Annotated in this window: 22 protein-coding genes; 14 read left to right on the top strand and 8 right to left on the bottom strand. The window is 54.8% G+C overall.

What is annotated here, in order from left to right; all coding sequences use genetic code 11:
• Nucleotides 1-67: 67 nt before the first annotated feature.
• Nucleotides 68-658, bottom strand: coding sequence for a hypothetical protein (locus ACVCAM_RS13485; protein ID WP_447093610.1), 591 nt, complete (start codon nt 656-658; stop codon nt 68-70).
• A gap of 467 nt (nt 659-1125) precedes the next feature.
• Between ACVCAM_RS13485 and ACVCAM_RS13480 the strand changes: the two genes are divergently transcribed.
• From ACVCAM_RS13480 to ACVCAM_RS13435, 10 genes are all read left to right on the top strand, one after another.
• Nucleotides 1126-1980 carry a hypothetical protein gene (locus ACVCAM_RS13480; RefSeq protein ID WP_447093609.1) on the top strand — a complete coding sequence of 285 codons (855 nt, stop codon included), beginning with the start codon at nt 1126-1128 and terminating at the stop codon, nt 1978-1980.
• A gap of 912 nt (nt 1981-2892) precedes the next feature.
• Nucleotides 2893-3207 (top strand): hypothetical protein, encoded by a 315-nt coding sequence (locus ACVCAM_RS13475; protein ID WP_312655440.1) that lies wholly within the window; start codon nt 2893-2895, stop codon nt 3205-3207.
• Between the two features lie 137 nt (nt 3208-3344).
• Nucleotides 3345-4163 (top strand): DUF932 domain-containing protein, encoded by an 819-nt coding sequence (locus ACVCAM_RS13470; RefSeq protein ID WP_312655441.1) that lies wholly within the window; start codon nt 3345-3347, stop codon nt 4161-4163.
• A gap of 87 nt (nt 4164-4250) precedes the next feature.
• Nucleotides 4251-4706, top strand: a complete 456-nt coding sequence (locus tag ACVCAM_RS13465; protein ID WP_312655442.1) for an antirestriction protein — start codon at nt 4251-4253, stop codon at nt 4704-4706.
• Between the two features lie 10 nt (nt 4707-4716).
• Entirely contained in the window at nt 4717-5196 is a 480-nt protein-coding gene (gene radC, locus ACVCAM_RS13460) for a RadC family protein (protein ID WP_312655443.1), read from the top strand.
• Nucleotides 5197-5239: 43 nt separating this feature from the next.
• Nucleotides 5240-5572, top strand: a complete 333-nt coding sequence (locus ACVCAM_RS13455) for a type IV toxin-antitoxin system YeeU family antitoxin (RefSeq protein ID WP_312655444.1) — start codon at nt 5240-5242, stop codon at nt 5570-5572.
• A gap of 11 nt (nt 5573-5583) precedes the next feature.
• The gene (locus ACVCAM_RS13450; protein WP_312655445.1) at nt 5584-5778 is read left to right on the top strand and encodes a hypothetical protein; all 195 of its coding nucleotides are present in this window, start codon (nt 5584-5586) and stop codon (nt 5776-5778) included.
• Nucleotides 5779-5823: 45 nt separating this feature from the next.
• Entirely contained in the window at nt 5824-6171 is a 348-nt protein-coding gene (locus ACVCAM_RS13445) for a TA system toxin CbtA family protein (RefSeq protein WP_312655446.1), read from the top strand.
• Nucleotides 6168-6365 carry a DUF4942 domain-containing protein gene (locus ACVCAM_RS13440; RefSeq protein ID WP_044597296.1) on the top strand — a complete coding sequence of 66 codons (198 nt, stop codon included), beginning with the start codon at nt 6168-6170 and terminating at the stop codon, nt 6363-6365. Before ACVCAM_RS13445 ends, ACVCAM_RS13440 begins: the two co-directional genes overlap by 4 nt.
• 670 nt (nt 6366-7035) lie before the next feature.
• Nucleotides 7036-7854, top strand: coding sequence for a DUF4225 domain-containing protein (locus ACVCAM_RS13435; RefSeq protein WP_023326053.1), 819 nt, complete (start codon nt 7036-7038; stop codon nt 7852-7854).
• Here ACVCAM_RS13435 and ACVCAM_RS13430 read toward each other — a convergent pair.
• Together ACVCAM_RS13430 and ACVCAM_RS13425 are read right to left on the bottom strand one after the other, a co-directional pair.
• Nucleotides 7832-8158 carry a hypothetical protein gene (locus ACVCAM_RS13430; RefSeq protein ID WP_039265473.1) on the bottom strand — a complete coding sequence of 109 codons (327 nt, stop codon included), beginning with the start codon at nt 8156-8158 and terminating at the stop codon, nt 7832-7834. The two genes, ACVCAM_RS13435 and ACVCAM_RS13430, sit on opposite strands and share 23 nt — an antisense overlap.
• Nucleotides 8159-8440: 282 nt before the next feature.
• The gene (locus ACVCAM_RS13425; RefSeq protein WP_021242095.1) at nt 8441-8968 is read right to left on the bottom strand and encodes a LuxR C-terminal-related transcriptional regulator; all 528 of its coding nucleotides are present in this window, start codon (nt 8966-8968) and stop codon (nt 8441-8443) included.
• Between the two features lie 672 nt (nt 8969-9640).
• On the opposite strand from ACVCAM_RS13425, the gene pgaA reads away from it, so the two are divergent.
• The 4 genes from pgaA to pgaD are packed head-to-tail and all read left to right on the top strand — an operon-like array spanning nt 9641 to nt 15777.
• On the top strand, nt 9641-12079 hold the full coding sequence (gene pgaA, locus ACVCAM_RS13420) for a poly-beta-1,6 N-acetyl-D-glucosamine export porin PgaA (RefSeq protein ID WP_407223643.1): 2439 nt from the start codon (nt 9641-9643) through the stop codon (nt 12077-12079).
• Nucleotides 12080-12081: 2 nt separating this feature from the next.
• Nucleotides 12082-14025, top strand: coding sequence for a poly-beta-1,6-N-acetyl-D-glucosamine N-deacetylase PgaB (gene pgaB / locus ACVCAM_RS13415; RefSeq protein ID WP_248244902.1), 1944 nt, complete (start codon nt 12082-12084; stop codon nt 14023-14025).
• A complete protein-coding gene (gene pgaC, locus ACVCAM_RS13410) occupies nt 14018-15346 on the top strand; it encodes a poly-beta-1,6-N-acetyl-D-glucosamine synthase (protein ID WP_248244901.1) in 1329 nt (442 codons plus the stop codon). The genes pgaB and pgaC overlap by 8 nt, the downstream gene beginning before the upstream one ends.
• Nucleotides 15346-15777: a poly-beta-1,6-N-acetyl-D-glucosamine biosynthesis protein PgaD gene (pgaD, locus tag ACVCAM_RS13405; RefSeq protein ID WP_023294542.1), complete on the top strand. Its 432-nt coding sequence runs from the start codon at nt 15346-15348 to the stop codon at nt 15775-15777. Before pgaC ends, pgaD begins: the two co-directional genes overlap by 1 nt.
• 52 nt (nt 15778-15829) lie before the next feature.
• On the opposite strand, the gene gss is transcribed toward pgaD, so the two are convergent.
• The 5 genes from gss to ACVCAM_RS13380 all read right to left on the bottom strand — a co-directional run bounded on the left by gss (nt 15830) and on the right by ACVCAM_RS13380 (nt 21624).
• Nucleotides 15830-17692 (bottom strand): bifunctional glutathionylspermidine amidase/synthase, encoded by a 1863-nt coding sequence (gene gss, locus ACVCAM_RS13400; RefSeq protein ID WP_039024624.1) that lies wholly within the window; start codon nt 17690-17692, stop codon nt 15830-15832.
• A 183-nt stretch (nt 17693-17875) separates the two neighbouring features.
• A complete protein-coding gene (locus ACVCAM_RS13395; protein ID WP_047748087.1) occupies nt 17876-18853 on the bottom strand; it encodes an ABC transporter ATP-binding protein in 978 nt (325 codons plus the stop codon).
• Nucleotides 18850-19827: an ABC transporter ATP-binding protein gene (locus tag ACVCAM_RS13390; protein ID WP_023344912.1), complete on the bottom strand. Its 978-nt coding sequence runs from the start codon at nt 19825-19827 to the stop codon at nt 18850-18852. The genes ACVCAM_RS13395 and ACVCAM_RS13390 overlap by 4 nt, the downstream gene beginning before the upstream one ends.
• Nucleotides 19820-20665 carry an ABC transporter permease gene (locus ACVCAM_RS13385; protein WP_407223644.1) on the bottom strand — a complete coding sequence of 282 codons (846 nt, stop codon included), beginning with the start codon at nt 20663-20665 and terminating at the stop codon, nt 19820-19822. The genes ACVCAM_RS13390 and ACVCAM_RS13385 overlap by 8 nt, the downstream gene beginning before the upstream one ends.
• 5 nt (nt 20666-20670) lie before the next feature.
• Nucleotides 20671-21624 (bottom strand): ABC transporter permease, encoded by a 954-nt coding sequence (locus tag ACVCAM_RS13380; RefSeq protein ID WP_032664406.1) that lies wholly within the window; start codon nt 21622-21624, stop codon nt 20671-20673.

The raw sequence follows: 21624 nt of genomic DNA, 5'->3' as shown, positions 1-21624 counted from the left end.
GGGAGAGCCGTACGCAGAAAGTCATTATTCTCACTGGTATTGCTCATCAGATATCAGCCTGCCGTAATTAATCACTTTCAGACCGCTTTCTTGGTCTCCCGCTCCGGCTCCTCGCGGGTATTGCGCTGAACCGGCAATGGATGCCATCAGGTTTCTGCGCTGTCTTTGCCAGATAGCTGAGAATGTATTTCATGGCATTGATACCCATATCGTCATTGTATTCAGTCATCTCTTCACTTCTGAATTTATAATGGGACTGTGGAGTACACCGGTGAGCGTATCCCTCATTGTCAGTGATGCTTTTCCATCGTGTCTCTATCTCCTGAAATACCGGCCAGGCTTTATTACGTAACTGCGCATTGATAAATATTGCACAGTGAGCATGGTAGCGATGGTCCGCTCCATATTCTGCCACCCAATTATAACCGGCAATACCGTTCATACCGGTTAACCGGTGTTCCAGCTGAACCATATCGGCACACAGACCATGAATATCCTGGTGAGTGAATGCAGCCGATTCTTTAAGATAGGCGAAATCAATTCTCAGCAGAATAAGCTTTGAATATCTGCTGAAAAGGCTATCAACATGGTCATGTAATTGACCTTCCAGTTCAGGATAAGTCGAATAGTTAGAATTGGTGATGCAGTTTGTTCTCATTGGTTATTCCTCATCATGTCGTTTCATGAACATGTGAGGAGACCGTAAGTTTTAAACTGCTTAATATCATGAAGCCAGATGGATGTGTTTGTGCGGGTAAATAGTTATAACAGAATGGGTATATAGCAGAATAACAGTAATAACCTTATTTCTTCATAACTTCCCCGGACGTTGGGTCAGGGTATCCCGGAATGAGATTTTATTGTTCTTCTGACACCATCAGGTATCTGAGAGAACGGTGAGCGTCATATTCCTGCAGAACTGCATGGTGGGTGATATCGTAATATTTAAATCAAAAACCCCCTCACGGGGAACTGACCTCTACAGTGATGTACTGTTTCGCCATTCAAATCTGTCACGCTAAATTTTCGGTAAAATTTCGATAACTTCGTGATAAAACAACGATGAAATCACGCAAGATGATGATAAAATCACGGTGTGATTTATCTTTTAATGGGTGGTTGTAAATGAATTGTTATGATTACGTTTCAGAAAAAGACATCAGAAAATGCCGGTTTTATGTCCGTTATATGGAGAACCGGGAGCGCTCACGAATAAGAGTTAGCACGAATTTTGACTGGGAAAATAATTCCGGAAACGTGTGGGAGACAAATAAATGGATTAATAATGAGCTTGACTCTTATTTCAGAAGAAGAGATGTGAAATATATAAACGACTTCGTTGATGAAATGGAAGCCTTATGCAAGGATGAGATATTACCCCTTGAGGAATTCAACTGGTTCAGGCATGACAAAAGGATTTGCCTGTGGTTATGGCGTGAGAGTTCTGCTTATCGAGGGTGGCGTGATCATGCATTCCCGGACCATCGCGGGAGATTTGAAGCTCTTGTCGAATACTTTGATGTAAAAGGCCTTGGTGGTAATAAGAAAAGAGAACTCCTTGATGACTACAAGGATGACTGGCAAAGAAAGGGGAATACAGAGGATCCCTTTAGCAAGGAAAATTCTGAAACAATAAATTATCTCTGGAATTATACAGTAAAACTGCATGGCAATATCAACCGATATTTTTCACCCATTAGTGATGACGACAGAAAAATATGCCTTACCGGTTTTTATGACTGCATCCTTGATACACCGGAGAAAAAAGAGTTGTTTTTGCGAAAAATGAAAAGTGCACTATCTTCGCATAAGCATCGTGAGAAAGCAGGCAAAGGCAATATCAATAAGAAGTTTTTACTGTCTCTTGAAAATGACAAAAAGCTGAATGACATGATCGCAATTTCCGGTATGAAACGTGATGACTTTATGAATCGTCTGATTGCCAGCGAATATGAAAGACGTGCGGCAGAATTTAACTAATTCTCCGATGTATATTACCCCGACGAACGACTGAGGAGTACCGCTGTATTCCTCTTTTTATAATTCTTCACAAAGACAATATATCCGATTGAAAATCCTACGCAAAAAAGCTTACATGCCCATGAACGCCTATCATGGAATGTGGTTTCCGGAACACGGCCCTCAACCTCTGTCATAAAACAATCACCGTACAGAGGCGCTATTCACCCTCCATACATTCCCTTTCCCGTTCAGGATAAACACTCACAGTGAGATACTGGTATTTATTTTTTGGCAACATCAAGAACCTAAAAAATTAACATTTTAAATATTTTTAAAATATATATTACGCATCTGAACCCCCTGGTATTCCTCATCAACAGGAGCTATTCGCCTGTACTCCGGCCTGTTCTGATGCTCCGTGAACAATTTATACATCCGCAATAGAATACATTCAGTTCACTGGAATAAATGTCATCATTGGACATACCTATCCCCTCCATTCACCACCGACTCTGTCAATAAATAAGGAGTAAAGTAACCATGCAACATTCCGCTTTCTACCGGAAGCGCATTTCATGAATACTGCTGACCACTGGCCTGTTGTGCCTGCCACTGACCGGTCAGGCCAGTTTCAGTGACTTTGCCACATTTAAACTGGTCAGCCAGAGAGGCGCCCCGGCTCAACAGGGACAAAAAATCTGTACCTACGAGGATATCGTCAATCATACCCGCGTTGAATTAACACTTCCGTATATCTGCTGGCCCATGGCATTTCAGAATCGCACAGACGGCCAGTTTTACGACCCTATCTACTGAGCAGTACCTTTGTATTTTTGCTCCGGTTTCTGCCTGTTGTACCGTTATTTAACACCCCCGCCTTTCCGGAAAACCGGGAGGGCTTTTTTATTCACTCAACGTAAGGAACTAAAAATGATGTGTCCCCACTGTGGTTCATCCAGCACGCAGAAAAGAAATCTTGGCCGAAAAATGGGAGGAAGTGTTGGTGCCATTGCCGGTGGCATGGCCGGTATAACCGGTGGTGCTGAGAGTGCTGCGCTCGGTGCCGCTGCCGGCTCGCTTATTCCGGGTGTTGGTACTCTGGCCGGAGGTGTTATTGGTTTTTTAGTCGGTATGGGAAGCGGCGCAGCCCTCGGTGCTGTCGCTGGTGAAAGCCTGGATAAGGAGGTATTCGATGAATATATCTGCCACGCCTGCTCGCTGACCTTTAATCATGAAGAAAGCTGAGATAAAAACTCAGGATTAATTCCCGTATCCCGGAAAGCAAAAACACCACGAACCTTTCCTGCGTCACCACACCGACAGGCCATGTTCCCGCAAGGGAACATGGCCTTTTCATTTATATCATTTTATCCGGAGTCTCAATGAAATTAGCCAGCCGCTTTGGTGCGGTGAACCTTGTTCGCCGTGACCGCCCGTTAACCCGTGATGAACTCGCGCACTATGTGCCGAGTGTGTTCAGTGAAGAAAAACATGCATCCCGCAGTGAACGCTATACCTGCATTCCCACCATCACCCTGCTCGACAGCCTGCAGCGGGAAGGCTTTCAGCCGTTCTTCGCCTGCCAGACCCGTGTGCGCGACCAGAGCAAACGCGAACACACAAAACACATGCTGCGCCTGCGCCGTGAAGGCCAGATTACCGGGAAACAGGTGCCGGAAATCATTCTGCTCAACAGCCATGACGGCTCCAGCAGCTATCAGATGCTGCCGGGACTGTTCCGCGCGGTGTGCCAGAACGGGCTGATTTGTGGTGAGTCCTTTGGCGAGGTCCGCGTGCCCCATAAGGGGGATGTCGTCGGGAAAGTCATTGAAGGGGCTTATGAAGTGCTGGGGATATTTGACCGGGTGGAGGAGAAGCGGGATGCGATGCAGTCACTGCTGTTGCCGCCACCCGCACAGCAGGCCCTGGCGAAAGCCGCCATCACGTACCGGTTCGGGGAGGAGCATCAGCCGGTGAGCGAAGCGCAAATCCTGTCGCCACGCCGCTGGCAGGATGAAAGCCATGACCTGTGGACCACGTATCAGCGCATACAGGAAAACCTGATGAAAGGCGGACTGTACGGGAAAAACACGCAGGGTAAACGCATGCACACCCGGGCCGTGAAAGGTATCGACAGCGATGTGAAGCTCAACCGTGCCCTGTGGGTGATGGCGGAAAACATGCTGTCACTGTGTTCATAGCCACCGCGCTTCACTGTCCCTCATCCCTGTCATCCCGCCCTGTATCTGTCTGACCTGCTGATTTTTAAAATATTACGGAGAAACACCATGAACCAGACCGGACATCCCCTTCCGGCGGATACCGCCTGCCGCGAATTGTCTGCACTTTACGTCTCTGTTGTCCCTGAAAATGAACGCCAGGATTTCTGGCAGCGGCACTTCGGGACCGTCCCGCCGTGGCTGTCGCCGGAGCTGACTATCCTGAGCTGGTTCAGCCGTCTGTGTCGTGAATACAGCGGCGACTACTGGCATTTTTACACCCTAAGCAACGGCGGTGTGTTTATGGCGCCGGACAGCCAGGAGACGTATGACCTGTACTGTAAGCCAAACGGTAACCGCGCCACGCTGGGCGCCGAGGCGGCAGGCATTGCCGCCTGCCTGATGACATACAGCCACCTGTCCTTTGTCACCGCCCGGGGTGACATGGCGGAGCATTACTACCGCCTTCGCGATTACGCACTTTGCCACCCGGAATCCCGGGGTATCCTGACCCTCACTGACTGAGAACCCCGCCATGTCTGAATTATTACTGACAGCCCCGCCGGGGATGCCCCCGGCGTCCCTGCGCATCGTGAAACTCGCCTTACGCTTACTCGACCGGCATCTCAGAACGCCCGGTCAGTCGCTGATCTCCAGCCATGCCGTCCGGGACATGCTGTGCCTGCAGATGGCCGGGCTGGAGCGCGAGGTCTTTATGGTGTTTTACCTCGACAACCAGCACCGCCTGCTGGAAAGCGAAACGGTCTTTTTCGGCACGATTAACCAGACGGAGGTTCACGCCCGTGAAATCGTCAAAGGGGCACTGCGTCACAATGCCGCTGCTGTCATCCTGGCCCATAACCATCCTTCCGGCTGCACCGACCCGAGCCATGCCGACAGAACCATCACGCAACGACTGATACAGGCCCTCGGGCTGGTTGATGTCCGCGTGCTGGACCACCTCATCGCCGGTCGCGGCGACATTCTGTCCTTTGCAGAGCAGGGCCTGATGTGAAGGCCCTGACCATAAACGTTATCCATTTACGGAGTAATAACTCATGACCACACCCACATCCCCGCCATGGGGACTGCGCCACAACATCACGCCCTGCTTTGGTGCCCGCCTGGTCCAGGAGGGAAACCGCCTGCATTACCTGGGAGACAGGGCCGGGCTTTACGGCACGTTCTCCTCCCTGCAGTTACGTGCACTGGACCACAACTTTCCGGTATTTATCCGACAGATAGAAGCCGCGCTGCGTTCCGGCGAACTGGACCCGCATAAGGCACACACTCTCAGACGGGAAAAGGACGGCCTGATTTGCGAGGCCGACACGCGGGGAAGCTGTGGTTATGTTTACGTTTCTGTTTATCCGGCGCCACAGCCAGCATAAGGGAGGCAGACATGCCTGTTCCCATTGAACGCCTGAATGGCTTATGGCGGGAACTGGAGAGCATCGCCGTCACTGAGGAAGAAGGCACCCTGGTTATCCGTGACGCATTTATTCATTTCCCTGCCGGTACGCCGGTCCTGGATATCTGGACCTGGTTCGAAGCCAGTAACAGCACGTTTGTGGTTGCCCGGATGCTGTACGGCTGACCCGACACGCTGGCCCTTTTGACATTCATTCCACGAGGATTACGTATGAAAAACATCACTGCACCGGCCACGGTGTCCCCGTGCCTGTCGCCCGTACAGGTATGGCAGACCTTACTGACTTATCTGCTGAATAAACATTACGGGCTCACCCTGAATGATACGCCGTTCTGTGATGACCGTGTCATCCGCGAACATATCGACGCCGGTATCACGCTGGTGGATGCCGTGAATTTCCTGGCTGAGCGCCATGACCTGGTGCGCACGGACAGGCATGGATTCGCATGGCTGGAACAGTCGCCGTTTTTAACCACGCTGGACGTTTTACGGGCAAGACTCGCAACCGGATTAAAAACGGTTTACACAAAACCCGGTATAAAGGAGGAAAGAATATGAAGCTCATGACCCGCTGTCTGAGCGTTCATATCAGCCAGCATCAACAATCAGCCGACTGCGAAGATGAGCTGTTCAGGATAAAGTATTTCCAGAAAGTCAGCGGCCACGTTATCTTTAAAAGGCCAGATCTGGTTGATAAAATGAATGAGATTCTCGCGAGGTATTATCCCTCAGCTTTGCCATCCCGTTCCTGAATACGATCCCCTTTTTACTATCATTCAGGAATGAGGGTATAAATGAGGGTACAAAAACAACCACATTAAAAATATTATTTAAATATCAATATATTGTTTATCAACATCGATTCCGAGTCCGGCACCACTATTTAAAGAACCCGCCCTCGTGGCGGGTTTTTGCTTTCTGAGTCAACAACTTGTTGGTTTATCAGTAGTTACCCCTCTTATCTTTCCTCCGGCCCCGCTTCCCGGTGGTACAAAATGGGCATTATGATAAAGCCTACCAAAGACCGAAACGGCACCTACTATACAGTGGACACATGCCGGATTGCCCAGGGCCTCCGAAAACGTCCAGTCGTGCTGCACATCCGGCCTGATTGATGGTGAAATTCCCGACAAAAACGGCTGGCTTTCCGCTGGTGTTGCCCTTTCCCTACTACAGCGGCCACTCAAGCGAGAACGGGCTTCTCATTGATGCCATTGAGCAAAAATCTGGCCTGATACTTTCGGTGATGCCCGGTGAAAGCCGTCTAGCAGGCCGAGGTGTGTAGCTGCAAAAAGCGACTTCTGCTTCAGACCCCGTAACCACATTGCTACTATATTGTGCATGCGTTGGCACGCATGGCAGTCAGAGGGAGCCGTTTATCAGTCTAAACAGACGCCGGTAAAGCAATTGAGAGGAATTACAATGGATGCAGCATTGCTTAACATGATGCAATCAGGTGGAAGAAATAAAGCCTGGGCGGAAACGATGGTGAATATGGAAGCCAGGAAACTGGTAAATACAGCCAACACTCTGTCGGCTTTTCATCTCAGCGATGGTCTGACTCGAATGAAGTTCATTCAGGAAATTCGGGACCTCATAGAACAACAGTTTACGCTAGCTCGTCAGGCTAAATCAGATAAAGAATGCATGGACTGCGTTAAAATACTTCGAGAAGAAAACTATAACCTCCTGGAACAAGCTCGTTTATTACGAACGAAGGCAGCGAAGCTTTACGCGAAAGTCGAGTTCATCCGAGAGAATAACAAAATTGTTGGGTATGTTATCTCGGCAGTTAGTGTTGTCCTGGCCGGTGCTGAAATAGCCGCAGGATTTACACTGATTGGCACAATGACCCCTCTCGGAGTTCTTGCTGGTGCGATTCTGGTTACTGACGGGGCAAACAGCATCAGTAAAGAAGTGGCTCGCTACGCAACGAACAACACTACCAGTGAAGGGCTGGTCGCGAATGCGGCGATGTCTACAGCTGAGTTTATGGGCTTTAGTCGTGAGAATGGTTTAGGTGTCTACAAATCAATCTCACTGGCCGCTAATGCGTATACCATTTTTGGCTTGTTACGGCGACCTGGTACCTGGCGACTGTTTCGTTATCTACCCACAGACTATTACCGAAAGGTGAGCACATTGAGCCGCCCGCAGCTTACAATGAAAATAGCAGGTTACGGCGTGAAAGCTAAGATTATTTTTGATCTGTTGTCCGTCAGCGACCCGTCTCAGAATTAGTCAGCATTTTACGGTAACGCCAGGATTTGTAGCCAAGTTTTGCTGGCGTTATATACCAGATAAAAGGTAGTACAATCAATAACGTGAGCGCAAGTGTCAGACTTGTATCCCTGGATGCAAGTAAAAGAGTTAAAGCCAGTATGATAAAGGCAATAATAGTTATCCACTTCATTGCCTTAAAACGATTGGCCAGATCATGAGTTACGCTATCAAACGAACCACCGTAATTCTCGATATTGTTTTTTAGCTTTTGAAGATCTCGTTTACTAAAACCTGATTTTAAAAGTGCTTCTTCGCTGGTCATTCTACTAACCATCCCATAACTCACTGAAACATGTGACGAAGTTTAACTGAATTTGACGGATAAATCGCTACCTGTCGATATTTGTCAAATTTATATTTATATCAAATAGTTGAAGATATCTTACAGTGGCGGTGACCAGACTCTTCAATCGTGTCCATGACAACGTCCTTGTGTCGTTTTGAGCCAGAGTAAATCCAAACCCAAGGCCAGGAAGTTGTCCTCATCCAGCGTTCTCAAACCTCTGAATACCGCCCGCAATTATGCTTTTGTTCTCTCCCCAACCTAGGGATCGTTCCCACCTGCGCCCAGCAGTTTGTTTTTGAAGATAAACAAACACGCCTCGTTGAAGTTCTCCGCCCCCAGTCGTTCCGAGAGCGCCATTCGTTTGCGATAGAGACTTTTCACCGACGTATTCAGCTCGCCTGCAATCTCCTCCATTGACATCCCTGCTCTCAGCAACCGCAACATGATCGTTTCATGCGTGCTCAGCCGTAAATTCAGCAGCCACTTCGTGGTCAGGCGACGGCCCTTCATATTGAGCACCAGGTTAAACAGCGAGGCCATATCCGGCGCCGTCAGCGACGTGTTCATAAACAACTTCATACTGAGCAGATTCTCCTCGCGATGGCGCATATCAAGCATAACGCAGCAAATCGTTTTTTTCGTTCTGGCCGGATGGCGTATCAGGTAATCATATAGACGGAGCGGCGCACGACTATCAATCAATACAGAATATTCATCTGCACCGTTATCAAATATGTTTCTGTCAATCGAATCGAGCAGGATAATATCCGGAAAAAATATCCGCATCCCCCTGACAAGGTAGCGATCCTGAGTCACTAACACTATTGAAGTTGCCACTAACCATCCCTTTTAGATTAAAGCAAGAACGATCCTGAGAAAAGAAGACCGCCTTCGTTTTATAGCGCTGTTATATTAACGATAGATGTATTCTGGCTTTGGACATCCCTCAATACACACATTGATGAGTAAGACTTCCTGTAGACTATCATTCAATGTCTGTCTTTAATTATAAATAAAAAACAATCGCAGAAAAGTCACTTCTCTAAACATTAAGAATTTTTGTCATGAAACTTCCCAAACATGCACCAGAAAGTACTTTAATTGAGGCTAGCAAGCGTCATTAAAAATATATACAAAACTGTCACAATAAAAATAAAATCATTATATTTCAATGGATTACAATTAACCACTCAATTCAAAATAAACACAAAAATCCGCTCATTACAGAATTATCTCAAAACGAAACAGCCGCTTTTCAGCATATTTATCGGGCAACATATCGGGTGTACATTACCTCCCATCCAGTCCACTAAGATGAGGCGCCATAATTACCTTTAAGTAAGTACCCCTTAACGTTACTGCATTCAGATTTAATGTTCTCATTTATGGCCTTTAACGCAGAGTTAAAAGGCAGCCGTGTTATGCAATGGATTCATGATAAACAAATGGCAAATAGATATGGAAAGATCGCTTCGCTTCAGTACATTATTCTTTTATCGCACCCCAACATTATTGTTTCTGTTATTACTCTTTCCTGTTCTGGTTCAGGCGACGGAATCCGTTTATGAGCAACAGATTCAACAGGCGCGTAACGGTAATTACACGTCGTTTCTCGATTATCTTCAGCGCTATCAGCAGCAGCATGCCCTGACGCCTGAGCACGTTGCGGACTGGTTACAGGTGGCGGCCTGGGCAGGCCATGATGACGAGGTTATTCAGGTCTGGCAGCGCTACAGCATTTATATGCCGCTGCCCGCCCGCGGCGTTGCGGCTGTCGCGCAGGCCAGACGAAATCAGAAAGCGTGGGAGCCCGCTCTGGCGCTCTGGAAAGAAGCGCGCAGCCTTGCGCCGGATAACGACGATTATCGTATCGGCTATATCAAAACCCTGGCCGATGCCCGTAAAGATACGCTTGCCCTTCAGGAGGCCCGACGGCTGGTGGCGGAGGCCCCCTCGCAGGCGCATCTTCAGACGCTGGCATACGTCTGGCTACGCCAGGGAAAAAGCTGGGATCGGCTTTTAGCCGACACGCGCGCGCTGTATGTCGCGCCAGAAAATCACGCGCTTCTCCGCGAGCGGGTCGACGCGCTAACGGATAACCGGGTCAATACCCCCGCGCTCCTGCTTTCACAAAAGGTGGCGCTAGCCCCCGCGGAGCGTCGTCGTCTTGAGCTGAATGCCGCCGCCGAAAGCGTTCGCCTTGCAGACGTGCCGGGCAGAACAGAAAAGGAGCGCCTGCAGCTTGCGCAATCCGCGCTGAATCGTTACGACGCGCTGCTGTCTCGCTGGCAGAGCGAGCCGCAGGCCGCGGAAGACGTCGTGCTTGCGCGTATCGACCGGCTCGGCGCGCTGTATGCCCATGCCGATTACCCGCGGGTCATCAGCGAATATCAGGATCTGACGGCAGCCCGGCATCCGGTGCCGGGCTGGGCAATCGGCTGGGTGATCTCCGCATATCTGCAGGAGAAAAACGCTGCCGCCGCCTTCGCGCTTCTGCAACGCTATCCGCAGTACGCATCCGATCCGCAGGACGAGGAGCACGCGCTTTTCTACGCCTGGCTGGATACGGGAGAGTATCCGTCCGCCCGCCGGTATGTAGAGCGCCACACCCGCAACGTTCCCTGGACCCGTTACGATTTCGGCTCCCCTACCCCTCAGCCGAACGATCGGTGGCTTACCGGTCAGTCGCTCCGTTTTAACTATTTGCTGGCGACGAATGCCCTGCCGGAAGCCGAAAAGCTGGCGCGACGTCTGGCAGCAACCGCGCCGGGCAATCAGGGATTGCAGATTGACTACGCCACCCTGCTTCAGGCGCGAGGCCTGCCGCGCGCGGCCGAGCAAACGCTGAAAATGGCGGAGGCGCTGGAGCCCTCGAATCTGGAGCTTGAGCAGCAGCAGGCTTACGTCGCCATGGATCTGCAGGAGTGGCGGCAGATGGATTTACTGGCCGACGACGTCGTTGCCCGCGCGCCGCGCGATCGCAGCGCCAGGCGTCTGGACAGGCTCCGCACCGTCCACCATATGTCCGAGCTGCGCCTCAACGCGAGCAAGGGTTTGCACTCCGATAACCCCGTCAGCGGGACGCACGACCTCAACTGGGACGCCACGCTCTATGGCCCGCCCATAGCGGATAACTGGCGGCTGTTTGCCGGCACCCGCTATGCAGAGGGCAATTTCGATGAAGGCAAAGGCTCCAGCCGTCACCTGTTGGGCGGCATCGAATGGCGGCCACGCGATCTCCAGCTCGAAGCCGAGCTCTCCAGCAACCGCTATCACGGGGCAAACAAACCGGGGGCTCGCCTCTCAACGACTTACAGCCTCACCGATAGCTGGCAGGTCAGCGGCAGCCTTGAGCGCCTGTCGCGCACCACGCCCCTGCGGGCGTTACGCAACGGGATCAGCGCCAACCGGGGGGAAGGCGGGGTGCGCTGGTATCAAAACGAGCGCCGTGAGTACCAGTTCAGCGCCGCCGTCAGCCGCTTCTCGGACCATAACCGCCGACAGGAATACACCCTCACGGGTAAGGAGCGTCTCTGGCAGACCCCGTCCCTGACGCTGGATCTCGAGCCGGGGATCGCCGCCAGCAAAAACAGCCTGCGGGACACCCTCTATTACAACCCGGCGCGGGATCTCTCCGTGACGGCCGCCCTGTCCGTCGACCATGAGATGTATCGCCATTACGACACCCTCTGGAGCCAGCAGTTCGCGGCGGGAGGCGGCCGCTACTGGCAGAAAAATCAGTCCGCTGGTGCCATCACCCTGCTGGGTTACGGACAACGCGTTCAGTGGAACAACGTCATGGACGCCGGCGTGATGCTGAACTGGGACAAGCGCCCTTACGACGGCAAACGCGAGAGCAACCTCTCCGTCACGTTTGATGCGACTTTACGCTTTTAAGGATGATGAAGATGAACACACGTTTTTCCGCGAGCCTGATACTCATCGGCTGGCTCTGCCTCAGCGCGAGCGTCTGCGCGCAGGCACTCTCGTTTATTGCGCCCAGCGCGCGGCCACAGCTGGAGGCGAGCAAACCCTGGCCGCAGAACCAGTTTCTGGTGCTGGCCTACCACGACGTCGAAGACGATGCCGCCGATCAGCGCTACCTCTCCGTGCGCACCAGCGCGCTAAACGAGCAGATCGGCTGGCTGCTGCACAACGGTTATCACGTCATCAGCGTGCAGGACATTCTGGATGCCCATGACGGAAAAAAAACGCTGCCGCCCAAAGCCGTTCTGCTCAGCTTTGACGACGGCTACAGCAGCTTTTACACCCGCGTCTGGCCACTGCTTCAGGCGTGGAACGTCCCTGCGCTCTGGGCGCCGGTGGGCAGCTGGGTGGATACGCCGGAAAATCAAAAAGTTAACTTCGGCGGTCTGATGACGGCCCGCGATCGTTTCGCGACGTGGGATATGGTGCGCGAGCTCAGCCGGTCTCCACTGATTGAGATCGGTTCGCACACCTGGGCCTCGCATTACGGCATTGTTGCCAACCCGCAGGGCAGCCGCGAACCCGCCATCGCCAACCGCTTTTACGATAAAGCGACGGGCCGCTATGAAACCGATCGGCAGTTCAACCAGCGGATCGGCGATGACGTTCGCAAAGTGACTGAAAAAATCACGCAGGTGACGGGCAAGGCGCCGCGCGCCTGGGTCTGGCCCTATGGCGCCGCCAACGGCACGTCGCTCGCCATCGCCAGACAGCAGGGTTATCAGCTGGCCTTTACCCTTGAGGACGGGCTGGGGAACGTGCAGGAGCTGGGAAACATCCCCCGTCTGCTGATTGCTGGCAATCCCTCGCTCAAGGCGTTTGCCAGTACGGTCAGCCAGGTTCAGGAGCGCGAGCCCGTGCGCGTCATGCACGTCGATCTCGACTACGTTTACGATCCCAATCCAGCCCAGCAGACGCAAAATATCAACAGGCTGATCCAGCGGGTCTACGACATGAAAATTAGCCATGTTTTCCTGCAGGCGTTTGCCGACCCGCAGGGCGACGGCAGGATCAGGGCGCTCTATTTCCCCAACCGCCAGCTGCCGGTCCGGGCCGATCTCTTTAATTTTGTCTCCTGGCAGCTGCAAACCCGGGCGGGCGTGAAAGTCTTCGCGTGGATGCCGGTGCTCTCGTTCGATCTCGATCCTGCCCTGCCGCGCGTGCAGCGTCGGGACCGCTCGTCAGGCCAGCTGCGCGAAGCCACCGATCCCTATATCCGGCTCTCCCCGTGGGACCCGCAGGTGCGCCAGCAGGTGACGGATCTCTATGAAGATCTGGCCCGCTATGCCAGCTTCAACGGGATCTTATTCCATGACGATGCGGTGCTGACGGACGTGGACGATGGCCCTCAGAGCACAACACGTCAGAAAAGCCAGACGCTTATCGGGTTTACCCACGCCCTGAGCCTCGCGGTGAAGCATATCCGCGGCCCGCAGATAAAAACCGCGCGCAACATGTTCGCCTTGCCCATACTGCAGCCCGAAAGCGAAGCGTGGTTCGCCCAGAATCTTGATGACTTTCTGGCGGAGTACGACTGGACGGTGCCGATGGCTATGCCGCTGATGGAGTCCGTCCCGGCAGACGAAAGTGATGCCTGGCTGACGCGTCTGGTTAACGCGGTCGCCGCGCGCCCCGGCGCGCTCGATAAAACCATTTTCGAGCTGCAGGCCCGGGACTGGGAGCGGAAACCGCAGCGCGCCGTTTCCGACAGCCAGCTGGCACAGTGGATGCGCGTGCTCCAGCTGAACGGCGTCAAAAACTACGGCTACTACCCCGACGATTTCATCAACAACCAACCTGATATCTCACGCATCAGGCCTGTATTTTCTTCGTACTGGTACCCTGACAATGACTGATCGCATTATCGCCTTTTCCATTTTATGTCTGGTATTCGGGTTGCCGTTAGGCGTGGCCGCCCTCTTTACCGGCGAGCTGATTCTGGATTTTGTGTTCTTCTGGCCGCTGTTCATGTCCGTGCTCTGGATAACCGGCGGGCTCTATTTCTGGTTTCAGCTTGAACGCCACTGGTCGTGGGATAAAGAGACGCCCGCCCCGACGCTCGCCGGTGAGCCGCTCATCTCCATTCTTATCCCCTGCTTCAACGAGGGAAGGAATGCCCGGGAGACGATTAGCGCCGCGCTGGATCAGCGGTATGAAAATATCGAGGTTATCGCCATCAACGACGGCTCGTCTGACAACACCGCGCAGGTGCTGCAGGCGCTGGCGCAGGAGCAGCCGCGCCTGCGGGTGATTAATCTTGCGGAAAACCAGGGGAAAGCGCTGGCGCTCAAAGCCGGGGCAGCGGCGGCCCGGGGCGATCTGCTGGTCTGCATTGACGGCGACGCCCTGCTCGACCGCGATACGGCAGCGTATCTGGTGGCCCCGCTGATTCAGTATCCCCACGTCGGTGCGGTCACCGGGAATCCGCGTATCCGCACGCGCTCCACGCTGATTGGCCGCATTCAGGTGGGCGAGTTCTCATCGATTATCGGGCTCATCAAGCGGACGCAGCGGATCTATGGCCGGGTCTTTACCGTCTCGGGCGTCATCGCCGCCTTTCGCCGACAGGCGCTGGCGGACGTCGGGTACTGGAGCCCGGACATGATCACCGAAGACATCGACATCAGCTGGAAGCTCCAGCTGCGCCACTGGGATATCTTTTTCGAGCCGCGGGCGCTGTGCTGGATCCTGATGCCGGAGACGCTGAAGGGCCTGTGGAAACAGCGTCTGCGCTGGGCCCAGGGCGGTGCGGAGGTGTTTCTTGTCAACCTTCGCAGGATTGTGCGCTGGGAGCATCACCGCATGTGGCCCCTGTTTCTTGAGTATGCCCTGTCAACGCTGTGGGCCTTCGCCTACGCCATGACGGTGCTGTTATTTATCCTCAGCCATATCACGCCGATTCCCGCCAGGCTGACCGTGGAGAGCCTCTTTCCACCGGCGTTTACCGGGCTGCTGCTGGGCGTGATGTGCCTGCTGCAGTTCCTGGTCAGCCTGTTCATCGAGCGGCGCTATGAACGGCAGGTGGCCAGCTCGCTTTTCTGGGTGATCTGGTTCCCGATGGTGTACTGGATGATCGGCCTGTTCACCACCCTCGTCGCATTTCCAAAAGTCATGCTTAAACGCCAGCGCGCCCGCGCGCGCTGGATCAGTCCGGACCGGGGAAAAGGACGCATTTAATGAACGAAAATACCTTAATTCTGACCGAACATCGGCTGTTGCCACGTCTTTTCGATGCCGCGTTAACGCTGGTGGCGTGGGGAGGCTTTCTGTTTTTCCTGTATGCCCGGCTCTGGATGCAGCTCACCGAGGAGAGCGACCACCGCTGGAGCGTGATTATTGCGTCCTTTAATACGGTGTTGCTCTACCTGCTGTTCGCCGCGCTCAACGGCTGGCTGCTGATTTTGTGGTATCAGTACAATCGCCGTCGGGCCCACGCGAGGCGGCGTCAGCCGGGCTATATTCACCAGGAAGAGCTGGCCCGCAGCTTTAATGTTTCACCGCAGATCATCTCTGAGATGAGCCAGTACAACCTGCTGACGGTCTATCATGACCAAATTGGCCGCATCATCGATCTGAAGATCAACGGGCAGGAAGAGGAAGAACAGTAACGAAAAGCCCCCGCAGGATGTCCTGCGGGGGCGTTTTTATTGCAGGTAAGAGCTACTTATCTTTAACCACGATTAGCGGCTCAATATCGCTCTCTTTCTTCACCACCAGCGAGTCATCGCCGCGCAGGCAGGTCCCACCGTAGTTCCCGCCCACGGTAAAAGTACAGACCTGTATGTACTTGCCGTCGACCTTCGGCAGGCACCACAGCTGCTGGTAGATGTTTTTGCGGTCAACAAACTTGCCGCTGGATTTATCCAGCAGCTCGTCCTGGGCGCTGATCAGATCGATATTGCTGCCGCAGCGTCCGGCAATCGGCTTAACGGCGTATCCGGTCTGCTTCAGCAGATCGTTGACCTCAAAATCGGTGTCGAGCAGGTAGCGGTGGTTCGGGAACAGTTGCCACAGCACCGGGAGAATCGCCTTGTTGCCGGGAATAACGGTCCACAGGGGTTCAAAGACCAGCACCTCCGGGCGCAGCAGGACGTCAATCAGGCGCACTTCGCCTTCAGGATGTCCGGTGCGGATCGGCACCGCAGCGTATTCGGTTTCGCTGACCTCGCGGATCTGCTCAATCGCCGTCTCCCACGCCCAGGTTTTCCACACGCAGTTGACGTGGCGGCCTTCGTCGTCAATTAGCTGTCCGGCGGCATCCCAGCTGAGCGCCCCCAGCCCGTGGAGGATTTTGGTCTCGAACCCGGCCTGCAGCAGAGAACGCTGGATAAAGAGCGCGTGATAGTCCTCTTCGACATCGTTGTCCTGCATGATGTGGACGAACGGCCGGGCGTGGCTGTGCTTCCAGGCGCCGGTCAGCTCTTCCAGCAGGCCTTCTGCCGGGTTATGCCCGTTGCCGCGATAGCCATTTTTCACCCACTCTTCGAGAATCAGCCCGCCCTCGGTATGGCAGGAGGCGGAGTCGGCATTGTACTCGTAGACCTTGATGCCGCGCTCATCCATGCAGAAATCCATACGACCGGTGATCATATGGTGACGACGCCACTGCCAGGAGAGGCGCAGGCGCGGCCAGAGGATTTTTGGGATGTCGAAAAGCGCCAGCAGGCTGTCGTCTTTCAGCACCTTGTCCGTGGCGTGCAGGTACATCAGGTGCAGCTCGTTGGTGGCTTTGATCAGCTCCTGCTCGGCGCTTTCGGTAATGGTGAAGTACTGGCAGGGATCTTTGTTGATCACGTGACCGTTGGCGCGAATATACGCCTGCTGCAGCGCGTCATTTTCGTTGAGCCATTTCCCGTCGAACTGACGTGTGTTTTTCAGCCGCGCGCCGCTGATTTTCAGCAGTTCGCCGTCGATTTCCGGCTGCGGAATGCTGTGTTCTGTGTCGTCGGTCTGGATCATCCAGCCGAGAATTTCCGTGTCGCTGAAGGTGTCGTGGAGGGTATAACGCCCGTTCTCCACGCTCAGGCGCAGCTCGCGCGTCCACTGCTGCCCGAGCGGCAGCGGAGAGTGAATGACGTTCTGCTCGGCGATACGCACCTTATCGTCCAGAAGCTGGGTGATCACCGCCACGTGGCCGGTCTCGTGAAACTCGCCGCCCTTTTGCCAGATCAGCAGCGCCCCGGCGCGCGGCGCGCGTTTTGAGCCGTTGGCAAACGCCTGAAGGGGCAGAATGTTATCGTTCACCACCTGACGCAAAAAGCGCAGAGAGAAAATTTCCCACGCCATACCTACGTCGGTAAACACGAAGCCATAGTTGAGGAACAGGAAACGGCGGGCAAACTCAACGCATTGCCACTTGTGGCCCATGTATTCGTTGCCGATGTAGCTGCGGAAATCCGCATCTTCCGGATAGTTTCGCGGGTCCAGACTGCCGTAATTTGAAGAGTAAATCGCCACGCCACCGGGCGCATAGCCTAACAACGTCCCGAATGGCGCATCACTGCTTAACGTTCCTTTACGCATGTATCCAACCTAAAACAGGCAGGCGGCAATTTTTATGGGTTGTTGTCGTCTGCACGTTGTAATTAACCTGACAGAGGAGCGTTTATCATACACCTGCGTGGTAAATAATTCGCCTTACCCGGCCGACAAAACGCAAAACCCTGTAGGTCGGGTAAGCGAAGCGCCACCCGACACGTTTAAGGCTCACATCTTAAACAGCCAGCACGCCGCGAAATGCCCTGGCGCGATCTCCTGCATCGCTGGCTCCTGCGTCTGGCAAACCGGCACGGCGTGCGGGCAGCGGCTGCAGAACTTACAGCCCGGCAGCGCGGACGTAGGGCCGGGCATTTCGCCGCGCAGAGTGGCGTCTTCGAGGTTGCGAATGCGCGGGTCGGGCTGGGGAACCGCCGCCAGCAGCGCGCGGGTATAAGGGTGCGCCGGACGCTGATACAGCTCATTCGCCGGGGCCACCTCCACCAGTTTGCCGAGATACATCACCCCAATGCGGCTAGAGATATGACGCACCATCGAGAGATCGTGGGCGATGAACAGATAGGTCAGCCCCAGCTCCTGCTGCAGGTCCTGCAGAATATTCACCACCTGCGCCTGCACCGAGACGTCCAGCGCCGAGAGCGGCTCATCGCACAGCACAAATTCAGGACGCACGGACAACGCGCGGGCAATACTGATGCGCTGGCGCTGCCCGCCGCTGAACTCATGCGGGAACCGCTCAAGGTGCTCCTGCTTCAGCCCCACTTTGTAGAGCAGCGTTTCCGTCCGTTCGCGCTGTTCTTCACGGCTGTAGCCGTGGATCTGCATCGGCTCGGCCACCAGCTGTCGCACCGTCATGCCGGGGTTGAGCGAGGAGTAAGGATCCTGAAAAATCGCCTGCATCCGCTTACGCAGCGGCTTGAGCTCTTTTTCGCGGGCATGGGCAATCGCCTGTCCGGCAAAGTGGATCTCGCCCGCGGTGATATCGAAAAGGCGCAGGATGGCGCGCCCAAGGGTGGATTTCCCGCAGCCGGACTCGCCCACCAGGCCAAACGTCTCGCCGGGCTGGATATCAAAGCTCACGCCATCAACCGCCTTCACCGCCGCGCCTTTACGCAGCAAACCGCCGTTAAGCGGATAGTGTTTGCGCAGATCTCGCACGCTTACTAAAGGGGCCTGTTGTTCACTCATGCCTGAATCTCCTTATCGGCCCATAGCCAGCAGGCGGCGCGATGGCCTTCACCCATGGCGTAAAAAGCGGGCTGCCGTTCACACTGGGGCATGCGTTTCGGGCAGCGTTCGGCGAACGGACAGCCCGGCGGCGGGTTAAGCAGACCAGGCGGCGCGCCTTCAATGGGTGATAAACGTTGATTGACCTCATCCGGGCGCGGCAGCGAGGCCAGCAGCCCCTGGGTATAAGGATGCGCAGGGCGATAAAAAATGTCCTCCACGCTCCCCTCCTCCATCACCAGCCCGCCGTACATCACCACCACGCGGCTGCAGACCTGCGCCACCACGCCGAGATCGTGGGTGATCAGCAGAATCGCGGTTTGGGTCTGCTGTTGCAGGCTTTTCAGCAGACGCAGGATCTGCGCCTGAATGGTAACGTCCAGCGCGGTGGTCGGCTCATCGGCAATAAGCAGCTTCGGGTTGCAGGAGAGCGCAATGGCGATCATCACCCGCTGGCGCATCCCGCCGCTGAACTCGTGGGGATACTGGTCGTATCGGCGTTCCGCCTCGGCAATCCCCACCTGTTCCAGCATGGCGATCGCCGCCGCTTTGGCCGCTCTTTTGGTGAGCCCTTTATTGCGCATCAGGATCTCTGCCATCTGTTTGCCGATGGTCAGCACCGGGTTCAGGGCGGTCATCGGATCCTGGAAAATCATCGCGATCTCGTTGCCGCGAATGGCGCGCATCTGCGCAGGGGTTTTTTGCGCCAGATCGTCATTCTGGAAGCGAACGCTGCCGCCGGTTATCCGTCCGTTGCTCCCCAGAAGCTGAATGATCGACTTACAGGTGACGCTTTTCCCGCAGCCCGACTCGCCGACGATGCCGACAAGCTCCCCCGGCTGAACCTGAAAGCTCACGCCGCGCACCGCGTGAACCTCGCCCTCGCGGGTGCGGAAGGTGGTTTGCAGGTTCTCAAGCGCTAATAAGCTACTCATCGCGATTCGCTCCTGGCTCAAAGGCGGTACGGAACACATCGCCCAGCACGTTAAAGCTGAACACCGTCAGCAGGATAAGAATGCCGGGGAACATCGCCAGCCACGACGCTTCGCCAATATAAGACTGGGCGTTGTTGAGCATGCTTCCCCACGACGCCGCCGGTGCCTGCACGCCGAGCCCTAAGAAGCTGAGCGTCGACTCCATCAGAATGGCCGAGGCGATATTGAGCGTGGCGGCCACGATAATGGTCGGCAGCACGCCGGGAATAATGTGGCGCACGATAATGCGCAGCGGGTGCTCCCCCGATGCGCGGGCATAAAGCACATACTCGCGCTCTTTCACCGACAGGGTTTCTGCGCGCACCAGCCGCGACATGTTCATCCACGTCAGCAGGCTGATGATCAGAATGATGTTATCCACGCCCGGCTTGAGGTACGCATTCACCACCAGCAGCAGGAAGAAGGCCGGAATGGCCATCAGGATATCCACGGCGCGCATCATCAGGTTGTCCAGCCAGCCGCCAAAGTAGCCGCTCACCGTTCCCACCACCGTGCCGATAAGCGTGGAAAAGAGCATGGCGAGAAAACCGACCATCAGGGAGATCTGCCCGCCATACAGCGCGCGGGTGAAGTAGTCGCGCCCGTACTCGTCGGTGCCGAACCAGTGTGCGGCATCCGGCGGCAGCGTACGTGCGCCGAGCGCCATCCGATCCGGATCGTACGGACTCAAGCCCGCACAGAGCGCGGCAACAACGAAAATAAAAAGCACAAACAGGGAGAACTGCGCCGGACGGTTGCGGCGCAGCTGGTAACGAACCTGCTTCCAGCGTCTGCTCATGCGGGTTACCTCAGCGTACGAATGCGGGGATCGGCGAAGCGATAAAGCAGATCGGCGATCAGGTTACCGACTATCAGCATCATCGACGAGAGCATGATGATCGCCATGATCAGCGGGTAGTCCAGCGAAGCGATCGACTGGATCCCGAGCAGCCCCATCCCCGGCCAGGAGAAGACGCTTTCCGTCACGTAGGCCCCCACAATCAGCTCACCGAACGACAAACCGAACAGGGTGATCACCGGCAGCAGCACGTTTTTCAGCACGTGGCGGAACAGAATGCTGGAACGCGTGGCGCCGTAGGCCAGCTGGGTCTGCACATAGTCGGCAGAGAGCTGCGAGATGGTGTTGGAGCGGATGTAGCGCACGTAGCTGGAGAGGTTGTAGAACGTGAGGGCAATGCACGGCAGCACGCCGTGGCGCAGCACGTCCAGCACATTATCCTCCATGCCGATGGTGCGCATTCCCATGCTGGGGAACCAGTTAAGCTGCACGGCAAAGACCGTAATGAGCAAAATGCCGAACCAGAAAATCGGCACCGAGATGCCGATATAGGCGAACAGGTTCAGCAGGTGATCCAGCCAGCGGTGCTTAAATGCCCCCGCCAGCAGGCCCAGCGGGATCGCCAGCACGATCGCCAGCAGCAGCGACGCGCCCATCAGCCCCAGCGTGGCCGGAATGCGTTCGCCGATCATCTCCAGCACCGGGCGGTGGTAAATCAGCGAATAGCCGAGATCGCCCCGCAGGACGTTCTTCAGCCACAGAACGTACTGCGTGACCAGCGGCTTATCCAGCCCCAGGCTCTGGCGAATACGTTCGATATCTTCCGGAGCCATGCGCGGTGTGATGTACGCCGCCACCGGATCGCCGGGCGCGAGCTTGACCAGCAAAAACGCCACCAGCGAAATAAAGAACAGCATCGGCAGCAGCTGCAGCAGCCGACGCGTGAGAAGTGTGTTCAC

The sequence above is a fragment of the Enterobacter sp. CFEC122 genome (assembly GCF_052983755.1).
The sequence above is the reverse complement of the archived record's forward strand: the minus strand, read 5'-3'. Positions and strand labels throughout refer to the sequence as shown.